At 65.0% G+C, this 24099-nt stretch carries 23 protein-coding genes; 8 read left to right on the top strand and 15 right to left on the bottom strand.

What is annotated here, in order from left to right:
- Positions 1-100 precede the first annotated feature (100 nt).
- Positions 101-457 carry a hypothetical protein gene (locus tag FXB40_RS13430; RefSeq protein WP_148772668.1) on the top strand — a complete coding sequence of 119 codons (357 nt, stop codon included), beginning with the start codon at positions 101-103 and terminating at the stop codon, positions 455-457.
- A 61-nt stretch (positions 458-518) separates the two neighbouring features.
- Here FXB40_RS13430 and FXB40_RS13425 read toward each other — a convergent pair whose 3' ends face one another.
- Both FXB40_RS13425 and FXB40_RS13420 read right to left on the bottom strand, forming a co-directional pair.
- On the bottom strand, positions 519-923 hold the full coding sequence (locus FXB40_RS13425) for a (R)-mandelonitrile lyase (RefSeq protein WP_148772667.1): 405 nt from the start codon (positions 921-923) through the stop codon (positions 519-521).
- 18 nt (positions 924-941) lie between these two features.
- Positions 942-1640, bottom strand: a complete 699-nt coding sequence (locus FXB40_RS13420; RefSeq protein ID WP_148772666.1) for a ribonuclease activity regulator RraA — start codon at positions 1638-1640, stop codon at positions 942-944.
- A gap of 249 nt (positions 1641-1889) precedes the next feature.
- Here FXB40_RS13420 and pxpB point away from each other — a divergent pair, with 249 nt between their 5' ends.
- Genes pxpB through FXB40_RS13405 form a run of 3 tightly spaced genes read left to right on the top strand, consistent with a single transcriptional unit; the run spans position 1890 to position 4454 of the window.
- A complete protein-coding gene (gene pxpB, locus FXB40_RS13415; RefSeq protein WP_148772665.1) occupies positions 1890-2621 on the top strand; it encodes a 5-oxoprolinase subunit PxpB in 732 nt (243 codons plus the stop codon).
- Positions 2618-3655 (top strand): 5-oxoprolinase subunit C family protein, encoded by a 1038-nt coding sequence (locus tag FXB40_RS13410; protein ID WP_148772664.1) that lies wholly within the window; start codon positions 2618-2620, stop codon positions 3653-3655. The genes pxpB and FXB40_RS13410 overlap by 4 nt, the downstream gene beginning before the upstream one ends.
- Before the next feature lie 28 nt (positions 3656-3683).
- Positions 3684-4454 (top strand): LamB/YcsF family protein, encoded by a 771-nt coding sequence (locus tag FXB40_RS13405; protein ID WP_148772663.1) that lies wholly within the window; start codon positions 3684-3686, stop codon positions 4452-4454.
- Here FXB40_RS13405 and FXB40_RS13400 read toward each other — a convergent pair whose 3' ends face one another.
- From FXB40_RS13400 to FXB40_RS13375, 6 genes are all read right to left on the bottom strand, one after another.
- Positions 4455-4607, bottom strand: coding sequence for a hypothetical protein (locus FXB40_RS13400; protein WP_187436858.1), 153 nt, complete (start codon positions 4605-4607; stop codon positions 4455-4457).
- Positions 4608-4915: 308 nt separating this feature from the next.
- Positions 4916-6529, bottom strand: a complete 1614-nt coding sequence (locus FXB40_RS13395; RefSeq protein ID WP_148772661.1) for a sulfite reductase subunit alpha — start codon at positions 6527-6529, stop codon at positions 4916-4918.
- The gene (locus tag FXB40_RS13390; RefSeq protein WP_148772660.1) at positions 6526-8316 is read right to left on the bottom strand and encodes a NirA family protein; all 1791 of its coding nucleotides are present in this window, start codon (positions 8314-8316) and stop codon (positions 6526-6528) included. Before FXB40_RS13390 ends, FXB40_RS13395 begins: the two co-directional genes overlap by 4 nt.
- A 2-nt stretch (positions 8317-8318) precedes the next feature.
- On the bottom strand, positions 8319-9155 hold the full coding sequence (locus FXB40_RS13385; protein ID WP_148772659.1) for a formate/nitrite transporter family protein: 837 nt from the start codon (positions 9153-9155) through the stop codon (positions 8319-8321).
- 349 nt (positions 9156-9504) lie between these two features.
- Entirely contained in the window at positions 9505-10668 is a 1164-nt protein-coding gene (locus FXB40_RS13380) for a CmpA/NrtA family ABC transporter substrate-binding protein (RefSeq protein ID WP_148772658.1), read from the bottom strand.
- Positions 10665-11255: an ANTAR domain-containing response regulator gene (locus FXB40_RS13375; RefSeq protein ID WP_148772657.1), complete on the bottom strand. Its 591-nt coding sequence runs from the start codon at positions 11253-11255 to the stop codon at positions 10665-10667. Before FXB40_RS13375 ends, FXB40_RS13380 begins: the two co-directional genes overlap by 4 nt.
- A 112-nt stretch (positions 11256-11367) precedes the next feature.
- On the opposite strand from FXB40_RS13375, the gene rimO reads away from it, so the two are divergent.
- Complete coding sequence (gene rimO, locus FXB40_RS13370; RefSeq protein WP_148772656.1) at positions 11368-12693, top strand: 30S ribosomal protein S12 methylthiotransferase RimO; 1326 nt, start codon at positions 11368-11370, stop codon at positions 12691-12693.
- A gap of 271 nt (positions 12694-12964) precedes the next feature.
- On the opposite strand, the gene FXB40_RS13365 is transcribed toward rimO, so the two are convergent.
- Positions 12965-13906, bottom strand: a complete 942-nt coding sequence (locus FXB40_RS13365; RefSeq protein WP_148772655.1) for a hypothetical protein — start codon at positions 13904-13906, stop codon at positions 12965-12967.
- A 125-nt stretch (positions 13907-14031) separates the two neighbouring features.
- Between FXB40_RS13365 and FXB40_RS13360 the strand changes: the two genes are divergently transcribed.
- The gene (locus FXB40_RS13360) at positions 14032-15183 is read left to right on the top strand and encodes a tetratricopeptide repeat protein (protein ID WP_148772654.1); all 1152 of its coding nucleotides are present in this window, start codon (positions 14032-14034) and stop codon (positions 15181-15183) included.
- Between the two features lie 266 nt (positions 15184-15449).
- Positions 15450-16646 carry an acetylornithine transaminase gene (locus FXB40_RS13355; RefSeq protein WP_148772653.1) on the top strand — a complete coding sequence of 399 codons (1197 nt, stop codon included), beginning with the start codon at positions 15450-15452 and terminating at the stop codon, positions 16644-16646.
- A gap of 123 nt (positions 16647-16769) precedes the next feature.
- Here the strand turns inward: FXB40_RS13355 and FXB40_RS13350 are convergent, their stop codons facing one another.
- The 3 genes from FXB40_RS13350 to pcsA all read right to left on the bottom strand — a co-directional run bounded on the left by FXB40_RS13350 (position 16770) and on the right by pcsA (position 19277).
- Positions 16770-17744 (bottom strand): quinone oxidoreductase family protein, encoded by a 975-nt coding sequence (locus FXB40_RS13350; RefSeq protein ID WP_148772652.1) that lies wholly within the window; start codon positions 17742-17744, stop codon positions 16770-16772.
- Positions 17745-17820: 76 nt separating this feature from the next.
- Positions 17821-18555, bottom strand: a complete 735-nt coding sequence (locus FXB40_RS13345) for a TerC family protein (protein ID WP_148772651.1) — start codon at positions 18553-18555, stop codon at positions 17821-17823.
- The gene (pcsA, locus tag FXB40_RS13340) at positions 18552-19277 is read right to left on the bottom strand and encodes a phosphatidylcholine synthase (protein ID WP_148772650.1); all 726 of its coding nucleotides are present in this window, start codon (positions 19275-19277) and stop codon (positions 18552-18554) included. Before pcsA ends, FXB40_RS13345 begins: the two co-directional genes overlap by 4 nt.
- Before the next feature lie 128 nt (positions 19278-19405).
- On the opposite strand from pcsA, the gene FXB40_RS13335 reads away from it, so the two are divergent.
- Positions 19406-20590, top strand: coding sequence for a UbiH/UbiF family hydroxylase (locus FXB40_RS13335; RefSeq protein ID WP_148772649.1), 1185 nt, complete (start codon positions 19406-19408; stop codon positions 20588-20590).
- 66 nt (positions 20591-20656) lie between these two features.
- On the opposite strand, the gene FXB40_RS13330 is transcribed toward FXB40_RS13335, so the two are convergent.
- From FXB40_RS13330 to FXB40_RS13320, 3 genes are read right to left on the bottom strand one after another with little or no spacing between them, the layout of a single operon-like run.
- Positions 20657-21829, bottom strand: a complete 1173-nt coding sequence (locus tag FXB40_RS13330) for a M24 family metallopeptidase (protein WP_148772648.1) — start codon at positions 21827-21829, stop codon at positions 20657-20659.
- Entirely contained in the window at positions 21822-22922 is a 1101-nt protein-coding gene (locus FXB40_RS13325; protein ID WP_148772647.1) for a mandelate racemase/muconate lactonizing enzyme family protein, read from the bottom strand. Before FXB40_RS13325 ends, FXB40_RS13330 begins: the two co-directional genes overlap by 8 nt.
- Before the next feature lie 11 nt (positions 22923-22933).
- On the bottom strand, positions 22934-24091 hold the full coding sequence (locus FXB40_RS13320) for a M20 family metallopeptidase (RefSeq protein ID WP_148772646.1): 1158 nt from the start codon (positions 24089-24091) through the stop codon (positions 22934-22936).
- Positions 24092-24099: the final 8 nt, after the last annotated feature.

The following is a 24099-nucleotide window of genomic DNA, read 5'->3' as shown; positions in this document are numbered from 1 at the left end:
GCGTCACCTCACAGAGAGCCCGGCGCGCGTGACAGCCCTCACATCGCCGGTTCCGCGCCCGTGACACGATCCCCGCATGGTCAACCCCAAGGGGCGTGTCATGAACGGATTTCGCAAAGCACTCTTCGCCACCATCATCGCCATCGTCGTCCCGCTCACGCAGGCGAATGCCGCGGGCTCGACTTTCGACGGTGCATGGAATGTCCGCATCTCGTCATCGAGCGACACCTGCGGCAACGGCGCGACCGTCGCGATCGGCATCAGCAACGGTCAGATCGCTTCGAGCAGCGCTGCGGTGACGGCGTCGGGCCGCGTCGCCGATGCCGGCGCCATCAACGTCAGCCTGAGCACGGGCATTAAGCACGCCGTCGGCTACGGCCGGCTCAGCGGCACCTCAGGCTCCGGCACCTGGCGCGGCGCCCTGTGCTCGGGCACGTGGACGGCCGAGCGGATGTAGTCCCAAGCCGGAGCTGGCGACGCATCGCCTTGGTGGCGATGCGTCTTGTCAGAGAACGGAGCTAGCCGAGCGGCGCGCCGTATTCCGCGTCCGTCACCGGCTCGAGCCAGGTCGAGAACACGCCGTCGAGGGCTTCCTGCATGGCGATGTGGCACATGCTGTTACCCGGCGAGGCGCCGTGCCAGTGCACTTCACCCGGCGGGATCCAGACAGTGTCGCCGGGACGGATTTCCTTGACCGCGCCGCCCTTGGTCTGGACGCGGCCGACGCCCGAAATCACGTAGAGCGTCTGCCCGAGCGGATGATGGTGCCAGTTGGTGCGGGCACCCGGCTCGAACGAGACGCGCGAGACGTTTAGCCGCGCCGGCGCAGGCGCCATGTTGATGGGATCCTGCAGCACGGTGCCGGTAAAGTTTTCCTTGGGCGCGCGGCGGGTCGGCCGCGTGCCTGCGAGCGTGATGTCCATGGGGGTCCTCGTTTCCTGTTACTTCTTGCTGGCGGCGTAGCGCGCCTTGGTCTCGGCGTTCATGGGATAGAGGCCCGGCAACGCCGCGCCGTTGTTCACCTCGTTGACGATCCAGGCTTCCATCCGCTCCTGCTCGACGCCTTCATTGAGCACGTGCTCGAGCATCGCCTGCGGGATCAGCACGCAGCCGTCCTGGTCGGCGACCACGATGTCGTTCGGGAACACGGCGACGCCGCCGCAGCCGATCGGCTCGCCCCAGCCGACGAAGGTCAGGCCCGCGACCGACGGCGGCGCGGCATAGCCGTCGCACCACACCGGAAGATTGGTGCCGAGCACGCCCTCGACGTCACGCACCACGCCGTCGGTGACGAGCGCCGTGACGCCACGCTTCATCATGCGGGCGCAGAGAATGTCGCCGAAAATGCCGGCGTCGGTAATGCCCATGGCATCGACCACGGCGATGCAGCCTTCCGGCATCGCCTCGATCGCGGTGCGGGTCGAGATCGGCGACGACCAGGATTCCGGCGTCGCCAGATCCTCGCGCGCCGGCACGAAGCGCAGCGTGAAGGCGGGGCCCACCAGGCGCGGCAAGCCCGGGCGCAGCGGACGCGCGCCGCGCATCCACACATTGCGCAGGCCCTTCTTCAGCAGGACCGTGGTGATGGTGGCAGTGGTGATGCCGGCGAGGGTCTTGCGGGCTTCGGGGGACAGCGACATGGAAACAGACGAGCTCCGGATGGGCGGGAAAGAACGCGCGCATCTTGCGAGCCGGGCGCTTGCCGTCAAGGGCCAAGAACGCGGCCCTGCCGGGCTGTTATGCGACGCGATAACAAGGCTTTATCGGCACCCCCTGCATTAATTTATTGGACTTGCGGGTGCATTTACGCGAAGCAGGTCAACGCGGAACTCAAGGACGAGCCCGCGTTTTCACCAGAAGCCCGATTTCGACAGCCCTTTGACAGCTCAATGGCCGCGACGCTTCCCCCGCCCCGCCTTCTGCCCAGTGGCGACAGCGCCGTCACGGTCGAGTTCAGCCGCACCATCGACGACGCCGCCAACGAGCGCGTGCTCGCGCTCGACAAGGCACTTGCAGCCGCGCCGATCGAGGGCATCTCCGAGACCATCCCAACCTACCGATCGCTGCTGGTGCATTACGATCCCGGCACGATCGGCTTTGACGCGCTGGGCGAAAAGCTGCTCGCGATCGCGAGCCAACCGCTGCCGCCCGCGACGAAGGCGCGGCGCTGGCGCATCCCTGTCGCCTATGGCGGCGAGCACGGCATCGACCTCGAGGATGTCGCCAAAGCCCTGAACACCACGCCCGACGATATCGTCGCCCGTCACGCCGGGGGTGACTACCGCGTCGCCATGATCGGCTTCACGCCGGGCTGGTCCTATCTGAGCGGCCTCGACAAATCGCTGCACATGTCGCGACGGCAGTCGCCGAGACTGTTCACGCCGGCAGGTACGATCTCGATCGGCGGTATCCAGGCCGGGATCCAGTGCCTGGCCGCGCCCAGCGGCTGGCACCTGCTTGGCCGCACCCCGGTGCGGACCTATCAGCTCCACCGGAATCCGACCTTCCTCACCGAACCCGGTGATCGCGTGACGTTTTTTGCCATCGACCACAAGACGTTCGAGGAGCAGGATCGCGCCGCGGAAGCCGGCGAGATCATTGCGGAGCGGGTAGACGCATGAGCCGGCTCGTCGTCGCCAGCATCGGGCCTGCAAGCTCCGTCCAGGATGGCGGACGCTACGGCGCGCAGCGCTATGGCCTGACGGTCAGCGGCGCGATGGACCGGCTGGCGCTGTCGGCGGCGAACACGCTGGTCGGCAATCAGCCGTTCGCAGCCGTGGTCGAGATCGGCCCGTTCGGTGCCACGTTCACCGCCAAGGACGGTGCCGTGCGCGTCGCCATTGCCGGCGCGCCGCGCAATGCAGACATCGCCGGGCGGCCGGTGGCGATGGACACATCCGTCACGCTCAAGGACGGCGAGACGCTGACGCTGGGCTTTGCCCGCGGCGGTGCGTTCACCTATCTGGCGATCGAAGGGGCCATCAAAGGCGAGCTGGTGTTCGGCAGCCTGGCGGTCAATGCCCGCGCCGGTCTCGGCAGCCCCTACCCGCGCCCGCTTCAGGCCGGCGACGAGTTCACGGTCAACGCCGCAAGCGGCGCACCCGAGCTGCGCATCGAGCTGCCGAAGCCTTTGGCCGGCCCGATCCGCGTCGTGCTGGGGCCTCAGGACGACGAGTTCGACGACGCCAACAAGGCGCTGTTCCTCGACAGCGAGTGGAAGATCTCGGCAACCTCCGACCGCATGGGCTACCGGCTCGAGGGCCCCGCGATCAAGCATCTGCACGGCCACAACATCGTCTCCGATGGCACGGTCAACGGCAGCATCCAGGTACCCGGCAACGGCGCGCCGATCGCGCTGATGATGGATCGCGGCACCTCCGGCGGCTATCCCAAGATCGCAACCGTGATCACGGCCGATGTCGGCCGCCTCGCCCAGACCTCGGCGGGCATGGCTTTCCGCTTCAAGGCCGTCACCATGGCCGAGGCGCAGGACGAGGCGCGCAAATTTCAACAGCTGATCCGCACCCTGCCCGATCGCCTGCGGTCCTCCGATACGGTCGAGCTCAACATCGAGGCGCTCAGCGATGCCAACGTCGCGGGCTATGCAGTGAGCGCGATGGATGCCGGGACCTGGCAGGTGACGGCCGAGCCGTAAACAACAAGATCAAAGGCGGAGTGCAACCATGAAGACGATCGATCTCAATTGCGACCTCGGCGAAGGTTTTGGCGCGTGGGAGATGGGCAACGACGCCGCCATGATTGAGCTCGCGAGCTCGGTCAACGTGGCCTGCGGCTTCCATGCCGGCGACCCCAACATCATGCGGCGGACGGTGGAGCTGGCAAAGGCGCGCGGCGTCTCGGTCGGCGCGCATCCCGGCTATCGCGACCTGCACGGTTTTGGCCGGCACCCGATCGCGGGGCTGAAGTCATCCGAGATCGAGAACCTCGTCGCCTACCAGATCGGCGCGCTGCAGGCGATCGCGACCGCGGCCGGCCACAAGGTGACGCATGTGAAGGCGCATGGCGCGCTTTCCAACGTCGCCTGCGAGGACGACATGACAGCAAAGGCCATCGCCGCCGGCATTAGGGCGGTCGACCCCAGCCTGATCTTCGTCGTGCTCGCCAACTCGAAGCTGGTGAAGGCCGGCGAAGAGGCCAACCTGCCGATGGTGCACGAGGTGTTTGCCGACCGCGCCTATGAGGACGATGGCAATCTCGTCTCGCGCAAGAAGCCCGGCGCGGTGCTGCACGACGCCAAGGCGATCGCTGAACGCGTGGTGCGCATGGTGCAGGACGGCGCGGTGGTGTCGGTGACAGGCAAGGTCATCAAGATGCGCACGGATACGGTCTGCATCCATGGCGATACCCACGGCGCCGTCGAGATCGCGCGCACCTTGCGTCAGTCCCTGAAGGATGCCGGCATCGAGGTCGCGCCGTTCAAGCGCGGGGCGTGATCAGAACGGGTGCACCGAGAGCGTGCCGAACAAGATCGCGGCGATGACGGCGAAGGCGCTGTAGAGACCGATATGATGGGCGTTCGCCGCGGTCCGACGCGAGAGCGAGCGCGCGTAGAAGTGCAGTCTGGCTTCCGCCGATAGTTCGCGCATGGTCGATCTCCAACGCCCCATTTGCGGGATTATGAGGGATCGACCGGGGTGGCGGGCAAGACGGCCACGGAAATAGCGATGAGCCTTCTCTGGAAACCGCCCATCGCAGGCGCAAATTCTTTTCACACCCGGGTTCCGAGAATCTTATTCGTTAAGATTCACGCCAGATGGAACCGGCCGGATGACGCTGGGATGACAGCGAGTCAGCGCCCACCCAGCTCAAATCACGAAAACAACCCCATGCACAATAGAACGCGACCGCCGGCCCCCTGCGCGGCGCCGGCGATTTTCGGAGATTCCGCCGCGGCTTAGTAGACGTCAGCCTGGAAGCGGCCCTTCTTCTTGAGGTCGGCGACGAAACTGACGGCCTCGTCGGTCGAGCGGGCACCGAACTGGGCGACGATGTCGACCAGCGCACGCTCGACGTCCTTGGCCATGCGCTTGGCATCGCCGCAGATGTAGAGATGGGCGCCCTCGGCGAGCCACGTCCAGACCTCGCGGCCGAGCTCGCGCATGCGGTCCTGCACGTAGAACTTCTTCTCGCCGTCGCGCGACCAGGCGAGCGACAGGCGCGTCAGAAGCCCTGAGGTCTTCATCGCGTTGAGCTCGTCCCGATAGAAGAAGTCGCAATCGCTGCGCTGGTGGCCGAAGAACAGCCAGTTCTTGCCGGGGGCGCCGGTCGCCTTGCGGTCGAGCAGGAAGGCGCGGAACGGCGCAATGCCGGTGCCGGGGCCGATCATGATGACCGGAATCTTCGGATCCTCCGGCAGACCGAAACCATGCGCCTTCTGCACATAGACCTTGAGCTTGTCGCCCTCGTTGATGCGCTCGCCGAGGAAGGTCGAGGCGACGCCGAGGCGCTTGCGCTTGCCGATCACGTAACGCACGGAATCGACCGTCAGCGACAGCTTTCCGGGCGTCGCATTGTGCGACGAGGAGATCGAGTAGAGCCGCGGCTGCAGCGGCTCCAGCGCCTCGACGAAGGCTTCCGGATGCGGCCGCGTGCCCGAAAACTTCTGCAGCGCGGCCATCACGTCGAGGGTCGCGGCATCGCCATCAGGATCCTCGCCCTGCGCCAGCGCCCTGGCCTTCTCGCGCTGCGCGCCGCCGGTGATGAAGGAGAGCAGTTCGAACAGCTTGTCGGGCGCAGGCGAGAGAGAAACGTCCTCGACCAGCGCCTCGCGCAGCGTCTTGTTGTTGACCTTGGTGGTGTGGGACGCCCCGAGCAGCGCGATGATCTGGTCGACGAGGCCAAGTTCGTTGCGCGCGAACACGCCAAAGCTGTCGCCCACGACGTAATCGAGCTTGCTGTCGGAGAGATCGAACTCGACATGATAGGTCTCCTTCTCCGAACCGCCCTTGTTGAGCAGGCGCCGCGACAGGAAGGTGGCGTCGGCCGGATTTTCGCGGGCACGGCCGAGCTCGGCCTTCACCTCCGGCGCAGCCGGCGCACTCGTCGCCGCAGCCGCTCCTGCCGCAGGCTTCGCGGCCGGCGCCTTGTCGACCTCCTCGAACAGCTGCTTGAGCATCCGCGCCGTCTCCTTGCCGCCGGGGGCGCAGAGGTTAAGGCGCGCTTCGCTCTTGTTGGCGATCGAGTCCGAATAGTCTGCGCAATTGTAGCCGCACTGGCCGCAATCCTGCTGCGCCATTGCCGCCATCATGCGGCGGCGGAGTGGACGCCCCTCCGCGAGCTTCATGCGGTCGGCAATCGCCATCGCCGGATCGTGCCAGGGTGCCTCTCCGTCATCGCCGTCGCCCTGCGGCGCCAGTATGGCGCCGTTCTCGATCGGCGACAGCGCCGTCGAGCCGTCGAGGCCGAGCATGCCGACGAGAAACCCGTTCAGCCACAGGCGCTGGCTTTCGCTGAACGGGGCATTGGCCGGAATGATTTCGATCTTGGGAGGCATGGACATCTGGGTCATGCTGCTACTTCCGCTTCGGCGAGTTTGCGCAAGGCGCCCCCGTCATGGCGACGGGAGAAGGTCAGGAACGTCTCTTCAGGCGAGGCGCGGTTGGCGAGATAGGCCTTCAAAAGCCCCTCGACGGTCTTCGGCACGTCCTCGGCCTTCACATCGTGGAACACCTCCTGCCCGATATCGGCATCGGGACCGAAGCCGCCGCCGGTGAAGAGGTGATAGCCCTCGACCTGGTCATCCTCCGTCGCACCCGGCACCTTGGCCGCGATCAGGCCGATGTCGGAGATGTAGTGCTGCGCGCAGGAGTGATGGCAGCCGGTCAGGTGGATGTTGAGCGGCGTGTCGAGATTGACGCGCTCGTCGCACCAGTCGCCGATCGCGGCAGCATGACGCTTGGTATCGGAGGCCGCGAACTTGCAGCCGGCATTGCCGGTGCAGGCGATCAGGCCGGCGCGGACGTTCGAGACTTCAGTGGCGAGGCCAAGCTGCTCGACCGTGGCGGTGACGAGCGCAACGTTCTCGTCGCGCACGCCCGAGATCAGCAGGTTCTGCCAGACCGTCAGGCGGATATCGCCGTCGCCGAGATCCTGCGCGATCTTGGCGAGCCCTCGCATCTGCTCGCAAGTGAGCTTACCGACCGGCAGCGCCACACCGACCCAGTTGAGCCCGTCCTGCTTCTGCTTGTGCACGCCGATATGGGCCATACGGTCGGACAAGGGGCGCGGCAGCAGCGCCTCGGCCGGCACACGCGTGAACGGCTTCTTGAGCCGCTCCTCGACCAGCTTGAGGAAGCCGTCGTGCCCCATATTGTCCAGCACGTATTTCAGCCGCGCCTTGTTGCGGTTGGTGCGGTCGCCGTGCTCGATGAAGACGCGCACGATGGCATCGGCAACAGCGGTCGCGTCTTCAGGACGAACGACGATGCCGGAATACTTCGCAAAGTCCTTGTGACCGGTGATGCCGCCAAGGCCGAGCTTGAACCAGACACCGGGCTCGACGCCAAAGCCGTCCTTCACCTCGACCGCAGTGAAGGCGATATCATTGGTCTCCTCCAGCGCGGCGATCTTGCCGGCGCCGTCGAAGGCGACATTGAACTTGCGCGGAAGGCCAAACAGCGAGCGGTCGTTGAGGATGTGGTAGTGCCATTCGCGCGCATAGGGGCGCGTGTCCAGCAGTTCCTGCGGATCGATGCCGGCGGTCGGCGTGCCCGTGACGTTGCGGATGTTGTCCGCGCCGGCGCCGCGCGAGCACAGGCCGATGTCCTGGACGCCCTCGATCAGCGCCACTGCGTTTTTCGGTTCGATCTCGCGGATCTGGAAGTTGGCACGGGTGGTGACGTGGGTGTAGCCGCCGCCGCAGCTTTCGGCGATGTCGGCGAGGCCCGATATCTGCCAGTGCTTCAAAATGCCGTTGGGAATACGCAGGCGCGCCATGTAGGAGGTCTGCGCCGGCGCGACCCAGAATATGCCGTAGTAGCGCCAGCGGAAATTGTCCGCCGGCGTCGGATTGGCGTTGTTGCGCGCCTGGTCCTTCAAGCGGTCATAGGCATCGAACGGGTGCAGCTCGCGCTTGAACTTCTCCTGGTCGGCGAGCTTCTTGCCCGCGGCCGTGAGCTTGTCCTGTGCCTTGATATGCGCGGCGTCAGGCCCGATCGGCTCGGCATTGCCAGCAGGTGCGCCGCCGGCTGCGAAAGCGCGCCCGACACGTCCGACCTGCATGCCGGACATGAAACCTTCGAGGTAACGCTTCTGCTCGTCGGAGAAATCGGCGGCGGGAGTGGAGTCCATTTTCATGATCAGCGCACCTGCTCAGCGGTTGCCGGCATCGCGACCTGGCTCGCAGCGCTAGCCTGCGGTTTGTAGGTTGCGTAGAGCGCGAGGCCGGTGAAGACGAATCCGCCGACGAGATTGCCGAGCGTCACGGGAATCTGATTCCAGATCCACCAGTCGGTGAGTGAGACCTTGGCGCCGAGCAGCATGCCGGTCGGGATGACGAACATGTTGACGACGGCGTGCTCGAAGCCGAGCGCGAAGAACAGGAAGATCGGCAACCAGGTCGCCGCGATCTTGCCGATCGTGGAGGTCGAGGTCATCGCCATGACGACGCCGAGGCAGACCAGCCAATTGCAAAGCACCGCCTTGACGAACACCGAGACCATGCCCGCTGTACCGATCGCGGCGTTCCCGATTGTCTTGGCTTCGGCCACCGCAACGATGCGGGCGGCGACGCCGGCGACTTCGACCTTGCCCATGTTGGTGAGCGAGATCGCGATCAGCGCGCCGAACGCAAGACTGCCGAGCAGATTGGCGACGAAGACCCAGGACCAGTTGGCGATCACCGCATTCCAGCTCGCCTTGCCTTCGAGGCGCGCCAGCGGAACGATGGCGAAGCTGCCGGTGACGAGCTCGAGGCCGAGCAGAACGATCATCACGAGGCTGACGGGGAAGATCAGCGCGCCGACGAGCGGCTGGCCGGTGGTGAGAGCGCCGGTGAAAGCGAGTGTGGTGGCGGCGCCGAGCAGCGCGCCGGAAATCGCGCCGCGGATCATGATGTCGCGTGGGGCGAGCGCCAGCTTCTTCAGGCTGGCATCGACCATCGAGGCCACAACGTCGGAGGGTTTCGCGTAATCCATATCGAAGCTCCAGCTTGCCGCGCGAAAGGCGGCGTCAACGGGTTGAACGGACGTTGATCGCTGGGAGCCGGTTGGAGGCGCATAAGCGCCCAGCCGGAACCCGGAACGATCCGATCAGCTTCGTTGCTGCGGAAATCCACCATGGACTTGGAGCCGCCAGCGTCCACGCTGGGCGGCTGGTCCTCCCTATTCAAGGAGTGTGCCAACGCAGCATGAACTACAAACTCACGTAGAATCAGTGAGTTAGATTTGTGTGCGGTGCATGAAATGGATCATGGTTCATGCTACTTCGGGCAGCAATGGCCCAAAGAATAAGCTTCGAATCAATGTGACTAAGCTTTGAGCAGGCCTATGGAACTCGCCGCCCGACCGCGAATGACGCGAGATAACCGGCGACATCCCGGGGGTCGAATGTGGGGCCAGCGAAGGCGCTGAACGGGGGGCTGGCGTGGCCGTCGCCGACCCGCTCCAGCGCGGCGTCGTAGAGGTCCGGCCGGAATACGGCCATGGCGGTCTTGAGCGCCTCACCGCTGAGCGCCGTCTGTCCCCAGCGCACCATCTGCGCGTAGAGCCAGGCGGCCTGGACCGGATCCGGGCGCCCTGCTCCTTCGCGCCCGACCAGGAGGTAGCGACCGCTTTCGCGGAACGTGCCGTCTGGCGATATCTTGAGGCGTCCCGTCAGGGTTCGCTGAATCACCTCGGCATCCACACCGATCCGCTCGGGCCGCGCGAGGAGCTGCGTCGCTTCAGCCAGATTTTCCGGCTGCTCGATGAACTCGGCCGCCTTCACCGCCGCACGCACCAGCGACGCGACGACATCCGGATTCTTGTCAGCCCAGACCTGGCGCACCGCCAGCACCTTCTCTGCCACGCGCTCCAGAATGTCGGAGACGAAATGCAGGATGTGGCCGATGCCGAGATCGACCGCGACCGAATTCCAGGGCGCGCCGACACAGAACGCATCGACATGGCCGTTGGCGAGGCTGTCGACCATATAGGGCGGCGGCAGCACGACGAGACGCACGTCCTCGTCGGGATCGACGCCGGCCGCCGCCATCCAGAACCGCAATTGGTAATTGTGGGTCGAGAACGGAAAGGTCATGCCGAAGGTCAGCGGATCGGCGCCGGCCTTGCGCCGCTTGGCCACCACCTTCGCCAACGCCTTTGCGGTCGCAAGCGGATCGAAGCGGTCGCCGTCGATCTCCTCCATCAGCGCGGCGTGGAGCGCGGGCGACACCGTGATCGCATTGCCGTTGATGCCGAGATTGAAGGGTGCTGCGATCGGCACCTTGACGTGACCGAGCCCGAGCGACGACGCGATCGCCACAGGCGCGAGCAGATGCGCGGCATCGAACAGGCCGATGTTCAGCTTGTCGCGCACGTTGGACCAGGACACCTCACGCACCAGCTCGACCTCGAGCCCTTCGGCCGCGGCAAAGCCCTTGTCGACGGCGACGATCAGGGCGGCGGCATCGACCAGCGGGATGAATCCGATGCGGAGGGGCGCGGTCATTTCAGCATCTCCGACGCGGTGATGATCGATTGCGCGATCTCGCCGATTTTCTTTTTCTCGCGCATGGCGGTGGAGCGCAGCAGCACATAGGCCTCGTCCTCGGTGAGGCCCTTGACCTTCATCAGGATGCCCTTGGCCTTCTCGATGATCTTGCGGTCCTCAAGCTGCGACTTGGTCCGCTCCAGCTCCTCCTGGAGTTTTGCGAAGGCGTTGAAGCGCGACACGCAGAGATCGAGGATCGGCTTGATGCGCTCCTTCTTCAACCCGTCGACGATATAGGCGGACACCCCTGCCTCCACGGAGGCCTGGATCGAGGATGAATCGCTCTGGTCGACGAACATCGCAATCGGCCGCCGCACGGCGCGGCTGACCTGGAACATCGCCTCCAGCACGTCGCGGCTGGGGTTTTCGAGATCGATCAGGATGATGTCGGGGTCCACCGCATAAATACGGGCGAGCAGGCTCTGCATCTCGCGGATATGGACGATCTGCGTGAAACCGGCCTCGCGCAACCCCTCCTCGAGGATCGCGGCCCGGATCGGGCTCTCGTCGACAATCACGATTTTAGGCGACTGTTCGGCGCTCATAGCTCACCCGCAACCCGGCGATTCATCCATAGCATGCCGGACGGCCATGCAAAGGGTTGTAATTATGGGCAATTGGGACTAGCTCAAGCCCGTCAATCAGGCAGATTTGGATATGGATCAGACGGCTGCGCCCAAGGTCAGCTTCGTGTCACTCGGGTGTCCCAAGGCATTGGTGGATTCCGAGCGCATCATCACGCGCCTGCGCGCCGAGGGCTATGAGCTCGCGCGCAAGCATGACGGGGCCGACATCGTCATCGTTAACACCTGTGGCTTCCTCGACAGCGCCAAGCAGGAATCGCTCTCGGCGATCGGCGAGGCCATGGCCGAGAACGGCAAGGTGATCGTGACCGGCTGCATGGGCGCCGAGCCCGAGCAGATCGAGGAGGCCTATCCTGGCGTGCTCTCGATCACCGGCCCGCAGCAATATGAGAGCGTGCTGGATGCCGTGCACCGCGCGCTGCCGCCGGCCCACAATCCGCATCTCGACCTGGTACCGCCGCAGGGCATCAAGCTAACGCCGCGCCACTACGCCTATCTGAAGATCTCCGAGGGCTGCAACAACCGCTGCACCTTCTGCATCATCCCGAAGCTGCGCGGCGATCTCGTCTCGCGCCCGGCCAATGACGTGCTGCGCGAGGCCGAGCGCCTCGTCAGCGCCGGCGTCAAGGAGCTGCTGGTCATCTCGCAGGACACGTCGGCCTACGGCGTCGACCTCAAATACGCCGAGAGCCCGTGGAAGGATCGCCAGGTCCGCGCCAAATTCCTCGACCTCGCCCGCGAGCTCGGCGAACTCGGCGCCTGGGTCCGGCTGCAATATGTCTACCCCTACCCGCATGTCGACGAGGTCATCGCGCTGATGAACGCGGGCAAGGTGCTGCCCTATCTCGACATCCCGTTCCAGCATGCGAGCCCCGACGTGCTGAAGGCAATGAAGCGCCCGGCCGCACAGGACAAGACGCTGGCGCGCATCAAGCGCTGGCGCGAGGAATGTCCCGATCTTGCGCTGCGTTCGACCTTCATCGTCGGCTTCCCCGGCGAGACCGATGCCGACTTCGCCTATCTGCTCGACTGGCTCGATGAAGCCGAGATCGATCGCCTCGGCTGCTTCAAATACGAGCCGGTCGCCGGTGCGACGTCGAACGCGCTCGAAGGTGCCGTGCCCGCTGAGATCAAGCAGGAGCGCTACAACGCACTGATGGCGCGCCAGCAGAAGATCTCGGCGCGCAGGCTGAAGCGCAAGGTCGGCACGCGTCAGCAGATCATCATCGACGAGGTCGGTCCGACGGTCGCCAAGGGCCGCTCCAAGGCCGATGCGCCGGAGATCGACGGCGCGGTGTATCTGACGAGCCGCCGCCCGTTGCGCGTCGGCGAGATCGTCACCGCAAAGATCGAGCGCGCGGATCAGTATGATCTGCACGGCAGCGTCGCGGGGTTTTGAGAGCGCTAACTGTTTGCTGTGACGACAGCGATTTCCGCTTCATCACCGTCATCCCCGCGCGAGCGCATAGTGCTCGTCGCTGGAGGTGCTTGCTTGCTCTGCGGCGCTATCGCGCCGTAGAGCGAGCCTCGAAGGACGACGGCCCCGCTGCATCCGGGCCATTCATCCTTCGAGGCTCCGCTCGCGATGCGTTCGCATCGCAAGCCTCGCACCTCAGGATGACGGGTCCGTTATCACCTTTGCCGCGCTCGGAATGACGATGCGGAGGCGATCACGCCAGCCATTTCGGCACCCAGCGCTCCGGGCGCGGGGCGCGGGCGAGATCGGCCTGGGCCTCGGCCAGCTTCGCAGGCTCGCCACCGATGGCCGGGCGCACATCGTATTCGAAGTTCGGCATGACGCGGCCGTCGGCATAGAGGCCGAATTTCATCGCGTACCACAGCCCGAGCTCGGGCTGCGCGCGGCGCATCTCGTCACGCAGATCGCGCAGCAGGGATTCGATCGAGGCGGCCTCCTCGAACGGCTGCGGCCCGCGCGACAGGACGCGCGCCTCGTATTGCTTGCCGACGATCGCGACCTCGAAATGCGTCTTGTCCCAGGCGTTCTTGCCCTTGGGCAGATGCGCGGCGAGCCGCCAGCCGAGCTCGGCCATCAGGCGGTGATTGGCCCAGTATTCCTCGCGGTCCCGGCTCCACTTCTCGACGAAGCCACGGAAGTCGGGCAGCTCGAACACGCCATCCTCGGACGGCACCGGCTCGCCGGTCGGCCGTCGGGCGAGCCATTGCGCAAGCTCGACGGTCTGAGGCTCGACCTCGTCGTGCGGCCGCAGATCGTGCCAGGCCTTGTCGAATTGCTGCGCCGTCAGTTTTGCAAGCAGCGCGTCGAGGGACGGCGCGAGCAGTTCGTAATCACCCTCCGAGCCCAATCCCACGATCGGGGGATCGTCGCGGTCGAGGCCGGCACCGTACCAGCCGCCGACGGCCGAGCCGTCCGGCAGGCGCATGAACAGCGCGAAGCGGTCGCGGAGCGGACTACCGTCGAAGATCGGGGCCTGGTCGGAGAACTGGCCTTGCAGCGAGAAACAGCCGACGCTGCCCCAGGCGCGCCCGTTCAGCCAGCCGGCAAAATCCAGCAGCAAAGGCGGCGCCTCGATGCCCGGCGGAAACGCGCCGCGAATGCTGTCGAGGTCGATCGGATAAGGGGTTTCGGACAAGGCTGAAAACTGTCTGGTTGGTCCCGTGCCTGTTGGTCTGTCCCGGCTTGCATCCGGTTCGAACCAATTCGCGTTCCGAGATCACAAACGCGCTAGAGGCTTGATGGTTTCTGCGCAGCAATCAAATGACATGCAATCACAAGATCGATATCCGGACCTGCCTGTGCGCGATCGCCGCAGCATTGACTTTGCTCACGTTCCCGGCCGCGGCGCAATCCCTGTCGCCTGCCCAGGCGCGCCAATGGTGCTTCGCCAGAGACGACAAGGTCAGCGACGATCAGCGCATGGATGGATGCACACTCGTGCTGAAGGCCAACCCGTCGAATGCGGCCGCGCTTGCCAATCGCGGCGAAGTCTATCGGCGCAAGGGCGATTCCGAGCTGGCTGTCGCCGATCTCAACCGCGCCCTCGATCTCGATCCGAACGACGTTATCGCCTGGTACAATCGCGGCATCGCCTATGACGATCTCGGTGACCGCGATCACGCCATCGCCGACTACACGCGCGCGATCCAGCTCGAGCCCGACGATGCGCGCTACTACAACAACCGCGGAAACTCCCGCATCGCCAGGAACGACTACGAGCGCGCGATGGCGGATTACGATCGGGCCATCAAGCTCAACCCGAAATTTGCGCTGGCCTATTTCAATCGCGGCACAGCCTATCGCGAACACCACGAGGCCGACCGCGCGCTTGCCGATCTCGACATGTCGATCAAGCTCGATCCCAATTATGGCCCGGCCTATGGCAATCGCGCGCGCATCTTCCGCGACAAGGGCGACCGGCCGCGTGCGCTGGCCGATTTCGGGAAGTCGCTCCAGCTCAATCCGAACAACGACCGCGATGCCTATGCGCGCGCGAACATGTATTTCGACGCGCACGACTATGCCCGGGCGCTGGAGGATTACGATCGTTCGATCAAGGCCAATGCGAGCTATTCCGGCGTGTTCAACGCGCGCTGCATGACGCACGCGATCCTCGGCCAATTGCAGGAGGCGCTCGGCGATTGCGAACAGGCGCTCCGGATGCGCCCGAACGATCCCTATACGCTCGACAGCCGCGCCCTCACCTACCTCAAGCTCGGCAATCTCGACGCCGCGATCGCCGATTACGACGCGGTGCTGAGCGCAAAGCCGGGGCTCGACAGCTCGCTCTATGGCCGCGGGCTTGCGAAGCGCAAAAAGGGGGATACCGACGGCGCGGAACGCGACATCGCGGCGGCGAAGGCGATCAATGCCGGTATCGCCGATATGTTCGCGCCTTACGGTGTTCAGTAGCTCCCGCTTGACAAGCCCTGCCATTCGGCTGTACGGACCCGCCCCATGATCAATTCCCGGACCCATCTGCGCCAGGCCATGCGTCGTCGCTCCCGCGACGATGATGGGTTGCGCCATGTCCGACGACGCCGCTGAACCAGTAAATTCAGCACAGTTTTCGAGAAGGCCGCACCCGCAAAGTGCGGCCTTCTTGCTTTTTGCGTCCCTTTTACCCGGCCCCAAATCTTCCCTACCCAAAGTCTTCGCTGCCTCAAGAGGAGTTCGACATGACCACCGCCACCCATCCGTATGATGCGCTGATGGACATCACCGCACGGCCCAAGGCCGTGTTCGTCCGTGGCGCCGGCTCATACCTCTGGGACGACAGCCGCAAGCGCTATCTTGATTTCGTGCAGGGCTGGGCCGTGAACTGCCTCGGCCACTCCCCGCCGGCGGTTGCGGATGCGTTGGCTGCGCAGGCCAGGCGGTTGCTGACGCCGAGCCCGGCCTTCTACAACGAGCCGAGCCTCAAGCTCGCGCAGGCGCTGGTCGAGAACAGCGCGTTCGACCAGGTGTTCTTCGCCAATTCGGGCGCAGAGGCCAATGAGGGCGCGATCAAGCTCGCGCGCAAATATGGCAGCCTGCGCAAGAGCGGCGCGTTCGAGATCATCACGTTCGAAGGCGGCTTCCACGGGAGGACGCTCGCGACGATGTCGGCCTCGGGCAAGAAGGCGTTCGAGCCGCTGTTCGAGCCGAAGGTTGCCGGCTTCAAGAAGGCAAAACTCAACGACATTGCCTCGGTCGAGAAACTGATCAGCAGCAACACCGTTGCGGTGATGCTCGAGCCGATCCAGGGCGAGTCCGGCGTGTGGCCGGCAACCGACCAGTTCTTGCGGGAGCTGCGCGCGCTGACCGAGGCTCATGGCCTGCTGCTCATTTTTGACGAGATCCAGACCGGCATGGGCCGGACCGGAAAGCTCTTCCACTATGAGCACACAGGCATCGCGCCCGACATCATGACGCTCGGCAAGGGCATCGGCGGCGGCGTACCGCTCGCGGCTCTGCTCGCAACCGAACGCGCCTCCTGCTTCGAGCACGGCGACCAGGGCGGCACGTTCAACGGCAATCCGGTCATGTGTGCCGCCGGCCTTGCGGTACTCGACGAGGTCGGCAAGCCGGCGTTCCTGAAGTCGGTCACCGAGACCGGGCTGCTGCTCGAGAGCGAGCTGCAAAAAGTCTCGGCGCGACACGGCCTTGGCGGCGTGCGGGGCCGCGGCCTCTTGCTCGCGCTCGACCTCAAGCTGCCGATCGCACCCGGCATCGTCGCGCAGGCGTTCACGGCCGGCGTGCTCCTCAACGCGCCGCAGCTCGACGCGCTGCGCTTCATGCCGGCGCTGAACGTCACGAAGGCGGAGATCTCCGAGATGATCGATTGTCTCGACGGGATCTTGACCAAGGCCGGCGCGGCGAGACGGGTCGCGTAGGACTCGTCATTGCGACGAGCCCGCGACAAAATTGCGAAGCAATTTTGCGCTGGCGACGAAGCAATCCAGACTGCTTCCGCGGAGGTAGTTCTGGATTGCTTCGCTTCGCTCGCAATTAGGGAGTTACGGCTTCAAAATCGACGCGCCGGTGGTGTTGCGGCTTTCGAGGTCGATATGGGCCTTGGCGGCGTCCTTCAGCGCGTAGGCGTGGTTGATCGGCACGTGCAGCTTGCCGTTGATGACGGCGGAAAACAGCGTGTCGGCGCCTTCGAGCAGTTCCTTGCGCGTGCCGACGTAGTCGTTGAGCTTCGGCCGGGTCGCAAACAGCGAGCCATGATTGTTCAGCTCGGCGATCGAGAACGGCGGCACGGGACCCGAGGCGTTGCCGAACGAAACGAACATGCCGCGCGGCTTCAGGCACGACAGCGAGCCCGGGAAGGTCGCTTTGCCGACGCCGTCATAGACGACGTCGCAGCCCTCGTTGCGGCTGATTTGTTTGACGCGCGCGACGAAGTCCTCCTCGTTGTAGAGGATGACGTGATCGCAGCCATTGGCCTCGGCAAGTTCGGCCTTCTCGCGCGAGCCGACCGTGCCGATGACGTGGGCCCCCAGCGCCCTCGCCCATTGGCAGGCCAAGAGACCGATCCCGCCGGCAGCGGCATGAATCAGCACGCGATGATGCGGCTCGACCTTGAAGGTCTTGTGCAGGAGGTACCAGACCGTCAGGCCCTTGAGCATCAGCACGGCACCCTGCTCGTGGGTGATGTGGTCGGGCAGCTTGACCAGCTTCTCCCAGGGGATGTTGCGCTCGCTCGTATACGCGCCGAGATTGTGGTAGTAGGCGACGCGATCGCCGGGATGGAAATTCGTCACGCCCGGCCCGACGGCCAGGACCTCGCCCGAGGCCTCGTTGCCGGCAATGAAGGGCAGGCTCGGCGCCTTGTAGAGGCCGGTGCGGTAATAGACGTCGATGAAGTTCAGGCCGACCGCATGCTGACGGATGCGCACTTCGCCAGGTCCCGGCGCCGGGACGTCGACGCTCTCATAGACCAGCGCCTCGGGGCCTCCGACCTTGTGCACACGGACGGCTTTGGTCATCACATGACCTCCTCATTCTCCAGACCCAGCGAAAGACATAGCGCCCGCCTTGTCAACTCGACCCAAATTGGAGCGGCTAGACGGACGGCTTGCTGGCCTTCTTGCGGTTGCTCTTCGCCAGCACGTTGAAGAACTCCACCGCCGCCGAGAACACAATCGCGAAGTAGATGTAGCCGCGCGGGATGTGGAATTGGAATCCGTCCGCGACCAGGGCGACGCCGATCAGCACCAGGAACGCCAGCGCCAGCATTTTTGTGGTCGGATGCTCGGCGACGAATCGCGCCACCGGTCCCGACGAAATGTACATGATCAGGCAGGCGATCACGACGGCCGCGATCATGATCTCGAGGTCCTGCGCCATGCCGATCGCGGTGATGATCGAGTCCAGCGAGAACACGATGTCGATGACGATGATCTGGACGATCACCCAGAAGAAGGCGTTGCCGCCGGACTCCTTCTTCCCCTCGCCGTCATCGGCCTCGACCTCGGCATGGATCTCGTGCGTCGCCTTCGCGATCAGGAACAGGCCGCCGCCGATCAGGATCAGGTCGCGCCACGAGAAATCGTATCCCCTGAACGAGAACACCGGCGCGGTCAGGCCGATCAGCCAGACCAGCACGCTGAGCAGGATGATCCGGAAGACCAGCGCCAGCGCCAGCCCGATCTGGCGGGCGCGATGGGCCTGCGGCTCGGGGATGCGCGAAACGATCACCGACAGGAAGATGACGTTGTCGATGCCGAGCACGATCTCGAGCGAGGTCAAAGTCAGCAGCGCGGCCCAGGCCTCGGGGCTGGTCAACAAATGCATCATGCGAAGGACCTGGCGAGGCGGATCAACGCGTCGCTGAAGGCGATCCAGAGCGCGATCGCGCAGAGCGCAATCGTCACGCCGGTACCGACCCGAAAATCCATTTCGAGCGCGTAGAGCGCGAGCACCGCCCCGATGGCGATCAGCGACATCGTCAGCCAGCGCAGCCGCACGACGCGAACCGGATGCAGGACGTGGAACGGCACGAAGGTCAGCACCACCAGCGCCCCGACCAGCAGCGTCGACGACAGCGGAGGCCAGTGCAGCAGGAACAGATAGAATGCCGCCGCGTTCCACAGCGCCGGAAAGCCGCGGAAATGATTGTCATCCGCCTTCATGCGCAGATCGGCGAAATATAATGCGCTGGTGACAATGATGGCGATGCCGAGCAAGGGCGCCGCCACCGGCAGCAACAGGCCGCTCGCCACGATCGCATAGGCCGGCACGAAGACATAGGTGACGAAGTCGACGACGAGGTCGAGCACGTCGCCCGACCAGTTCGGTTGCACATCCTTGACCTTGAGCCGGCGCGCGATCGGCCCGTCGACCGCGTCGATGATCAGGGCGACGCCCAGCCAGCCGAACATCGCCGCCCAGTGCTCGCGCACCGCCTCCAGCATCGCCAATAGCGCGATCGCCGCGCCGAAGGCGGTGAAGATGTGCACCGAAAACGCCGCGGCCCGGATCGCGGGCGTCGGCTTGAGGGAATCCTCTTGGCTATCCATGGCCTCTGCTACCAGAACGGGGCCGGTTTGCACATCCGCCGTCGCGGCATTGCGCCGCGCAATTCGTCATAAAATCAGGCAAAATTGGTGGGCTTGTATTTGCCGCAGGCCGTGTCAAATGTCGTTCCATGACAGACGCATCCACACCCTTTGACGTCAGCGTTATCGGCGGCGGACCGGCAGGCCTTGCGGCGGCAATTGCACTGGCGCAGGCCGACGCGCGGACCGCGCTGGTGGCGCGGCGCCTGCCCTACGCCGACAACCGCACCACCGCGCTGTTGGGTGCCTCCGTCGAGCTCCTGGAAAGCCTCGACGTCTGGCCGCGCTGCAAGGACAAGGCGGCGGCGCTCGAAATCATGCGCCTCGTCGACGACACCGGGCGGCTGTTCCGCAGCCCCGAGGTCCGGTTCTCCTGTCATGAGATCGCGCTCGACGCGTTCGGTTACAACATCGACAACCGCTCGCTGATGCTGGCGCTCGAGGCGCGCGCGGCCGAGTTTCCGAACCTCGTCCGTTTCGACGACGAGGCCGAGAACGTCGTCATCGAAGCTGATGACGTCGCAATCCGCACGGCGTCCGGACAATTCCTGACCGCGCGGCTCGTGGTCGGCGCCGATGGCCGGCACTCGCTGTGCCGGGAGGCCGCCGGCATTGCGGTGACGCGGCGCGACCTGACGCAGACCGCGCTGACCTTCAACGTCGGCCATGCCCGCCCGCATCGCAACGTTTCGACCGAGTTCCACACGCCGTACGGCCCGTGCGTGTTCGTGCCCCTGCCCGGCAACCGCTCCAGCATCGTCTGGGTCTCGGCGCCCGCGGAGGCCGAGCGACTTCGCGGCTTGAGCGACGAAGAGCTCTCCATCGCGATCGAGAAGCAATCGCATTCCATCCTCGGCCGCATGACGGTCGAGCCCGGCCGCAGCCTGTTTCCGCTGGCGATCGAACGGCCAAAGTCCTTTGCGCGCGACCGCATCGCGCTGGTCGGCGAAGCCGCCCATGTGGTTCCCCCGATCGGTGCCCAGGGCCTCAATCTCGGTCTGCGGGACGCTGCCGATATTGCCCAGCTGGCTGGCGAGGCCATCGCATCTGGCCAGGATCCCGGCGCCGACGAGGTGCTCAAGCGCTACGACCGGGCGCGGCGCCCGGACATTTTGAGCCGGACCTTTGCGATCGACATCGCCAATCGCTCGCTGCTCAACGATTTCCTGCCGCTGCAGCCGGTCCGCGCCGTCGGCATGCACCTGCTCGGCGCCATCGGCCCGCTCCGGCGTTTTGCCATGCGCGAGGGGCTGACGCCGACCTGGCGACGATAGCTTGAGACCGAACCGGAATCGGACCATTTCACTCTAAACTGCTGACTACACTAACTTTTTCGTCCATCAACCAGCGATACGCAGGATGGAGCGATTGATGGTGCTGAGCGGCCGGCAGCCGGTTTCGGTGACGATGACGGTCTCGCTGACGCCGACGGTGAATTGGCCGAAATCTCGCATTGCGACCGGAAGGTGGAACGTCATGCCCGGGCGTAATTCAGTGGTCACGCCCGTGTACAGGCTGAGCACGCCGCCCTCGCCCCAATCCGGCGCAAAGGCGATCCCGATGCTGTAGCCGACTCGCTTCTTGAAGTTCTCGGTATAACCCGCGCGATCGATGATCCGTTGACAGGCCAGATGCGGCGCCTCGCAAAGTGCGCCCGGCTTGATTGCCTCGAGCGCTGCGGAAAGCCCGTCCTGACAAGTCATCTCCATGTCGATCGCGCGCTGCGGCATGGCGCCAATCCAGGCGCTGCGCATCAGCGCCGCGTGGTAGCGATCATGGCTGCCGGCCATTTCCAGAAATGCGGGGTCGTCGGCCCCGATCCGTCTGCGCCGCCAGGTGCCGTGCGGCACGCCGCTGCGGCGGCCGACGGAGACCAGCGGCTCCATGCCGACGTATTCGGAGCCCGCAGCGATCGACGTTCCCACCATGGCGGAGACGAGGTCGTTTTCGCTCGCGCCGCGCTTCACCGCGGTAAGGCCTGCGCGCATGCCGGCTTCGACATAGGACGCCGCAGTTATGATTTTTTCCAGCTCGGCCGCCGACTTCACGATACGGAGCTGCTCGATGATCCCTGCCCCGTCGTGGACCGTCCCGAGCTTATCCTGGAGCGCTTCATAGGTTGCGACCGGGAGAAACCAGCCGCGCTTGTCGATCGCGATCCGCTTCGACGCCCAGCTGCGGTCCTTGATGACGTTCACCAGGAAATTCACCGGCTGATCGCCGTCCTGGTAGACTTGCGCATTGGCAATAAAGGTGTTTGCGATGAAGTTGAAATATTCGAGCTGACGGACGACGAAGGCGGGTTCGCCCTCGAGCGGCAGGAGCAGCGCCTGAAACGTGTAGTAGCCCGGCGTCTGCTGACCCGTGAGGTAGAAGATGTTTTCGGGCCCGGTGACGACCATAACGTCGATGCCGGCCTTGGCGAGCAGCGCGCGCGCGCGTGCGACCCGTCCATCATACTCCTGTTTCGGGAACGCTGATTCAGAGCCCTGCTGCACGCTATCGCTAGTCATATCTGTAGTCTCCGATAAGCTTGGTGGTGGCGGCGTCGAAGACGACGCCGAGCCCAGGAGCGCGCTCTGCATGGACCGCCCCGTCGGTGTAGGAAATGCCTGAAACCGGATCATCGACCAGCCCGTCAGCTCCATAGAGCTCGGCGAATTCAGGCATGGTTGCGCAGGCGACGTGCAGCGCCGCCGCGGTGGCAGCGGCTCCCTCGTTCATCTGGCCGATCATGAAGAGCACACCGGCCTCCGACAGCTTCCGCGCTGCCGCGACGGTCGGTGCAATGCCGCCGAGCTTGACGAGCTTGAGGTGCGCAAACACCCGCCCTTCATATGCGCATATCCGCGTGACGTCATTGGTCGTCGCGATACTTTCGTCAAGCATCACGGGAATCGGGCTTCGCTGTGCGAGTTCATCGATGCTCGCCCAATCGTCGGCCGGCACCGGCTGCTCGACATAGGCGAGGTCGTACGCGGCGAGCGCGTCAAGCTTGGCGAGCGCCTCATCGGCCGTCCAGCGTCCGTTTGCATCCGCCGCAATCTTAACCCGCTCGCCGAAGCGCTCCCGCAAGGCCGTGATACGGCGCAGATCCTCGGCGAAGTCGTCGACGGCGATGCGCACCTTGAGATCCCTGTAGCCGCGATCGACGTAAGCCTGCGCCTGGGCAAGGAAGTCTTCGTGCGACGACCAGAACAGGGTCTGGTTCGTCTTGCAGGTCACATCCCCGCGTGGCGCGCCAAGCCAGGCGGCCACGCTCTTGCGCTCCCGGCGCGCGACGAGATCATGCAACGCGCAATCGATCAGCGTGCGGACCGGCGCGATATAGGGCGCCTCCCAGAGCGTCATCATCGCGATCAGGTCGAGCGGATCGCGCCGCCAGTCGACGTCACGAACGGCGGAGATGACGGCCTCCACCACGGTCCTTTCGTCATAGCCGTTGAGATAGGCGATGTTGGCCCTCACCTCGCCGAGGCCGACCGTCGCTCCGTCATCGAGCCGCAGGTAGACTTCCGTCAAGGACGGAATGCTGCCCGACGACGCGGTGTGCAGGACGAGCCCGCCGCCGTAGTGCAAATCAGCCAAGTGCAGTGAAACGCGCAAACGTTCAGGTCCTAGTTGCGCAGCATGGCTCTCGCCACGTCGCGATAGATCAGGCTGGCAGTGACGAACTCGTCGACCGGCACGAACTCGTCGGGCTTGTGGGCGACGGCGAGATCACCCGGTCCGATCACGGTCCCCTGCGCGCCGACGCCGGTGAAATGCACGAGGTCGCAAGCGCCCTGGAAGCCGAACGGACCGGGCTTTGTCACACCGTTGGCGCGGCTGGCAGCAAGGCTCGCCTGCACGATCGAACTGTCCGACGCCGTTTCCGTCGCACCGCCGGTTGTCGCCTTGTAATCAACGACTTCGGCACGCAGGCCGAAGCGCTCGCGCGCGGCCACGAGGAGCTCCTCGATCCCGCGCTTGACAGCCTCCTCATCCTCCCCGGGCACCATCCGGCGATCGAACAGAAGGTCACAGGCGCCGGGCAGCACGTTATCGGCATGGCCACCATTGATCCTGGTGACCGTGAGGCTGGCTGCTCCGACCAGGGGATGGCTACGATGACGGACCACCTTGTCGTGATGCTCGGCGACAAGCCCGAGCAATTCGCCGGCACGGTAGATCGCGTTCTCGCCAAGGTGCGGTGTGCCGGAATGCGCCGACACGCCGGACACCCGCACGATCGGCCGGAGGCTGCCCTTGTGTGCCGAGAAAACGGCATTCGATGTCGGCTCGCCGATCACCGCAGCGTCGATCCTGGGATGACCCGCGGCGTAGAACCTGGCGCCCTCGCTGGCAATCTCTTCGTCGGCCGCGAAGACACCGAGCAGCGTGCCAGACCATGCCGTGCGATCGCCGGCCAGCATGCGCATGGCCTCCAGCATGGCGGCCAAAGGTCCCTTGCAGTCGCAGGCGCCGCGGCCATAGAGCCGTCCGTCCCTTTCGGCCAGGGCAAAGGGATCCGAGGACCAGCCATCGCCGGCCGGTACCACATCCATATGAGTGTTGAAGGCGAAAACCGGTCCGGGGCCGTTCTCGAGCCGAGCGACGACGTTGACGCGTCCCGGCTTGTACTCCTGCTCCAATACGTCGAAGCCTTCGGACGCGAGCAACTCATGCAAATACTGCGCAGCCGGAGCTTCGCGACCGGGCGGATTCTGCGTGTCGATCGCAATGAGCCTTGCGAGTTCTTGCTTCATGCGTGCAACGTCGGGAGAGCTGAACATCGAGAGGT

Source organism: Bradyrhizobium rifense, assembly GCF_008123425.1.
In the GTDB taxonomy this organism is placed as follows: domain Bacteria; phylum Pseudomonadota; class Alphaproteobacteria; order Rhizobiales; family Xanthobacteraceae; genus Bradyrhizobium; species Bradyrhizobium rifense.
The sequence above is the reverse complement of the archived record's forward strand: the minus strand, read 5'-3'. Positions and strand labels throughout refer to the sequence as shown.

Coding starts and splice junctions, on each gene's coding strand:
- FXB40_RS13430 (WP_148772668.1), top strand. CDS start 101: ATGAACGGATTTCGCAAAGCACTCTTCGCCACCATCATCGCCATCGTC.
- FXB40_RS13425 (WP_148772667.1), bottom strand. CDS start 923: ATGGACATCACGCTCGCAGGCACGCGGCCGACCCGCCGCGCGCCCAAG.
- FXB40_RS13420 (WP_148772666.1), bottom strand. CDS start 1,640: ATGTCGCTGTCCCCCGAAGCCCGCAAGACCCTCGCCGGCATCACCACT.
- pxpB (WP_148772665.1), top strand. CDS start 1,890: ATGGCCGCGACGCTTCCCCCGCCCCGCCTTCTGCCCAGTGGCGACAGC.
- FXB40_RS13410 (WP_148772664.1), top strand. CDS start 2,618: ATGAGCCGGCTCGTCGTCGCCAGCATCGGGCCTGCAAGCTCCGTCCAG.
- FXB40_RS13405 (WP_148772663.1), top strand. CDS start 3,684: ATGAAGACGATCGATCTCAATTGCGACCTCGGCGAAGGTTTTGGCGCG.
- FXB40_RS13400 (WP_187436858.1), bottom strand. CDS start 4,607: ATGCGCGAACTATCGGCGGAAGCCAGACTGCACTTCTACGCGCGCTCG.
- FXB40_RS13395 (WP_148772661.1), bottom strand. CDS start 6,529: ATGACCCAGATGTCCATGCCTCCCAAGATCGAAATCATTCCGGCCAAT.
- FXB40_RS13390 (WP_148772660.1), bottom strand. CDS start 8,316: ATGAAAATGGACTCCACTCCCGCCGCCGATTTCTCCGACGAGCAGAAG.
- FXB40_RS13385 (WP_148772659.1), bottom strand. CDS start 9,155: ATGGATTACGCGAAACCCTCCGACGTTGTGGCCTCGATGGTCGATGCC.
- FXB40_RS13380 (WP_148772658.1), bottom strand. CDS start 10,668: ATGACCGCGCCCCTCCGCATCGGATTCATCCCGCTGGTCGATGCCGCC.
- FXB40_RS13375 (WP_148772657.1), bottom strand. CDS start 11,255: ATGAGCGCCGAACAGTCGCCTAAAATCGTGATTGTCGACGAGAGCCCG.
- rimO (WP_148772656.1), top strand. CDS start 11,368: ATGGATCAGACGGCTGCGCCCAAGGTCAGCTTCGTGTCACTCGGGTGT.
- FXB40_RS13360 (WP_148772654.1), top strand. CDS start 14,032: ATGACATGCAATCACAAGATCGATATCCGGACCTGCCTGTGCGCGATC.
- FXB40_RS13355 (WP_148772653.1), top strand. CDS start 15,450: ATGACCACCGCCACCCATCCGTATGATGCGCTGATGGACATCACCGCA.
- FXB40_RS13350 (WP_148772652.1), bottom strand. CDS start 17,744: ATGACCAAAGCCGTCCGTGTGCACAAGGTCGGAGGCCCCGAGGCGCTG.
- FXB40_RS13345 (WP_148772651.1), bottom strand. CDS start 18,555: ATGATGCATTTGTTGACCAGCCCCGAGGCCTGGGCCGCGCTGCTGACT.
- pcsA (WP_148772650.1), bottom strand. CDS start 19,277: ATGGATAGCCAAGAGGATTCCCTCAAGCCGACGCCCGCGATCCGGGCC.
- FXB40_RS13335 (WP_148772649.1), top strand. CDS start 19,406: ATGACAGACGCATCCACACCCTTTGACGTCAGCGTTATCGGCGGCGGA.
- FXB40_RS13330 (WP_148772648.1), bottom strand. CDS start 21,829: ATGACTAGCGATAGCGTGCAGCAGGGCTCTGAATCAGCGTTCCCGAAA.
- FXB40_RS13320 (WP_148772646.1), bottom strand. CDS start 24,091: ATGTTCAGCTCTCCCGACGTTGCACGCATGAAGCAAGAACTCGCAAGG.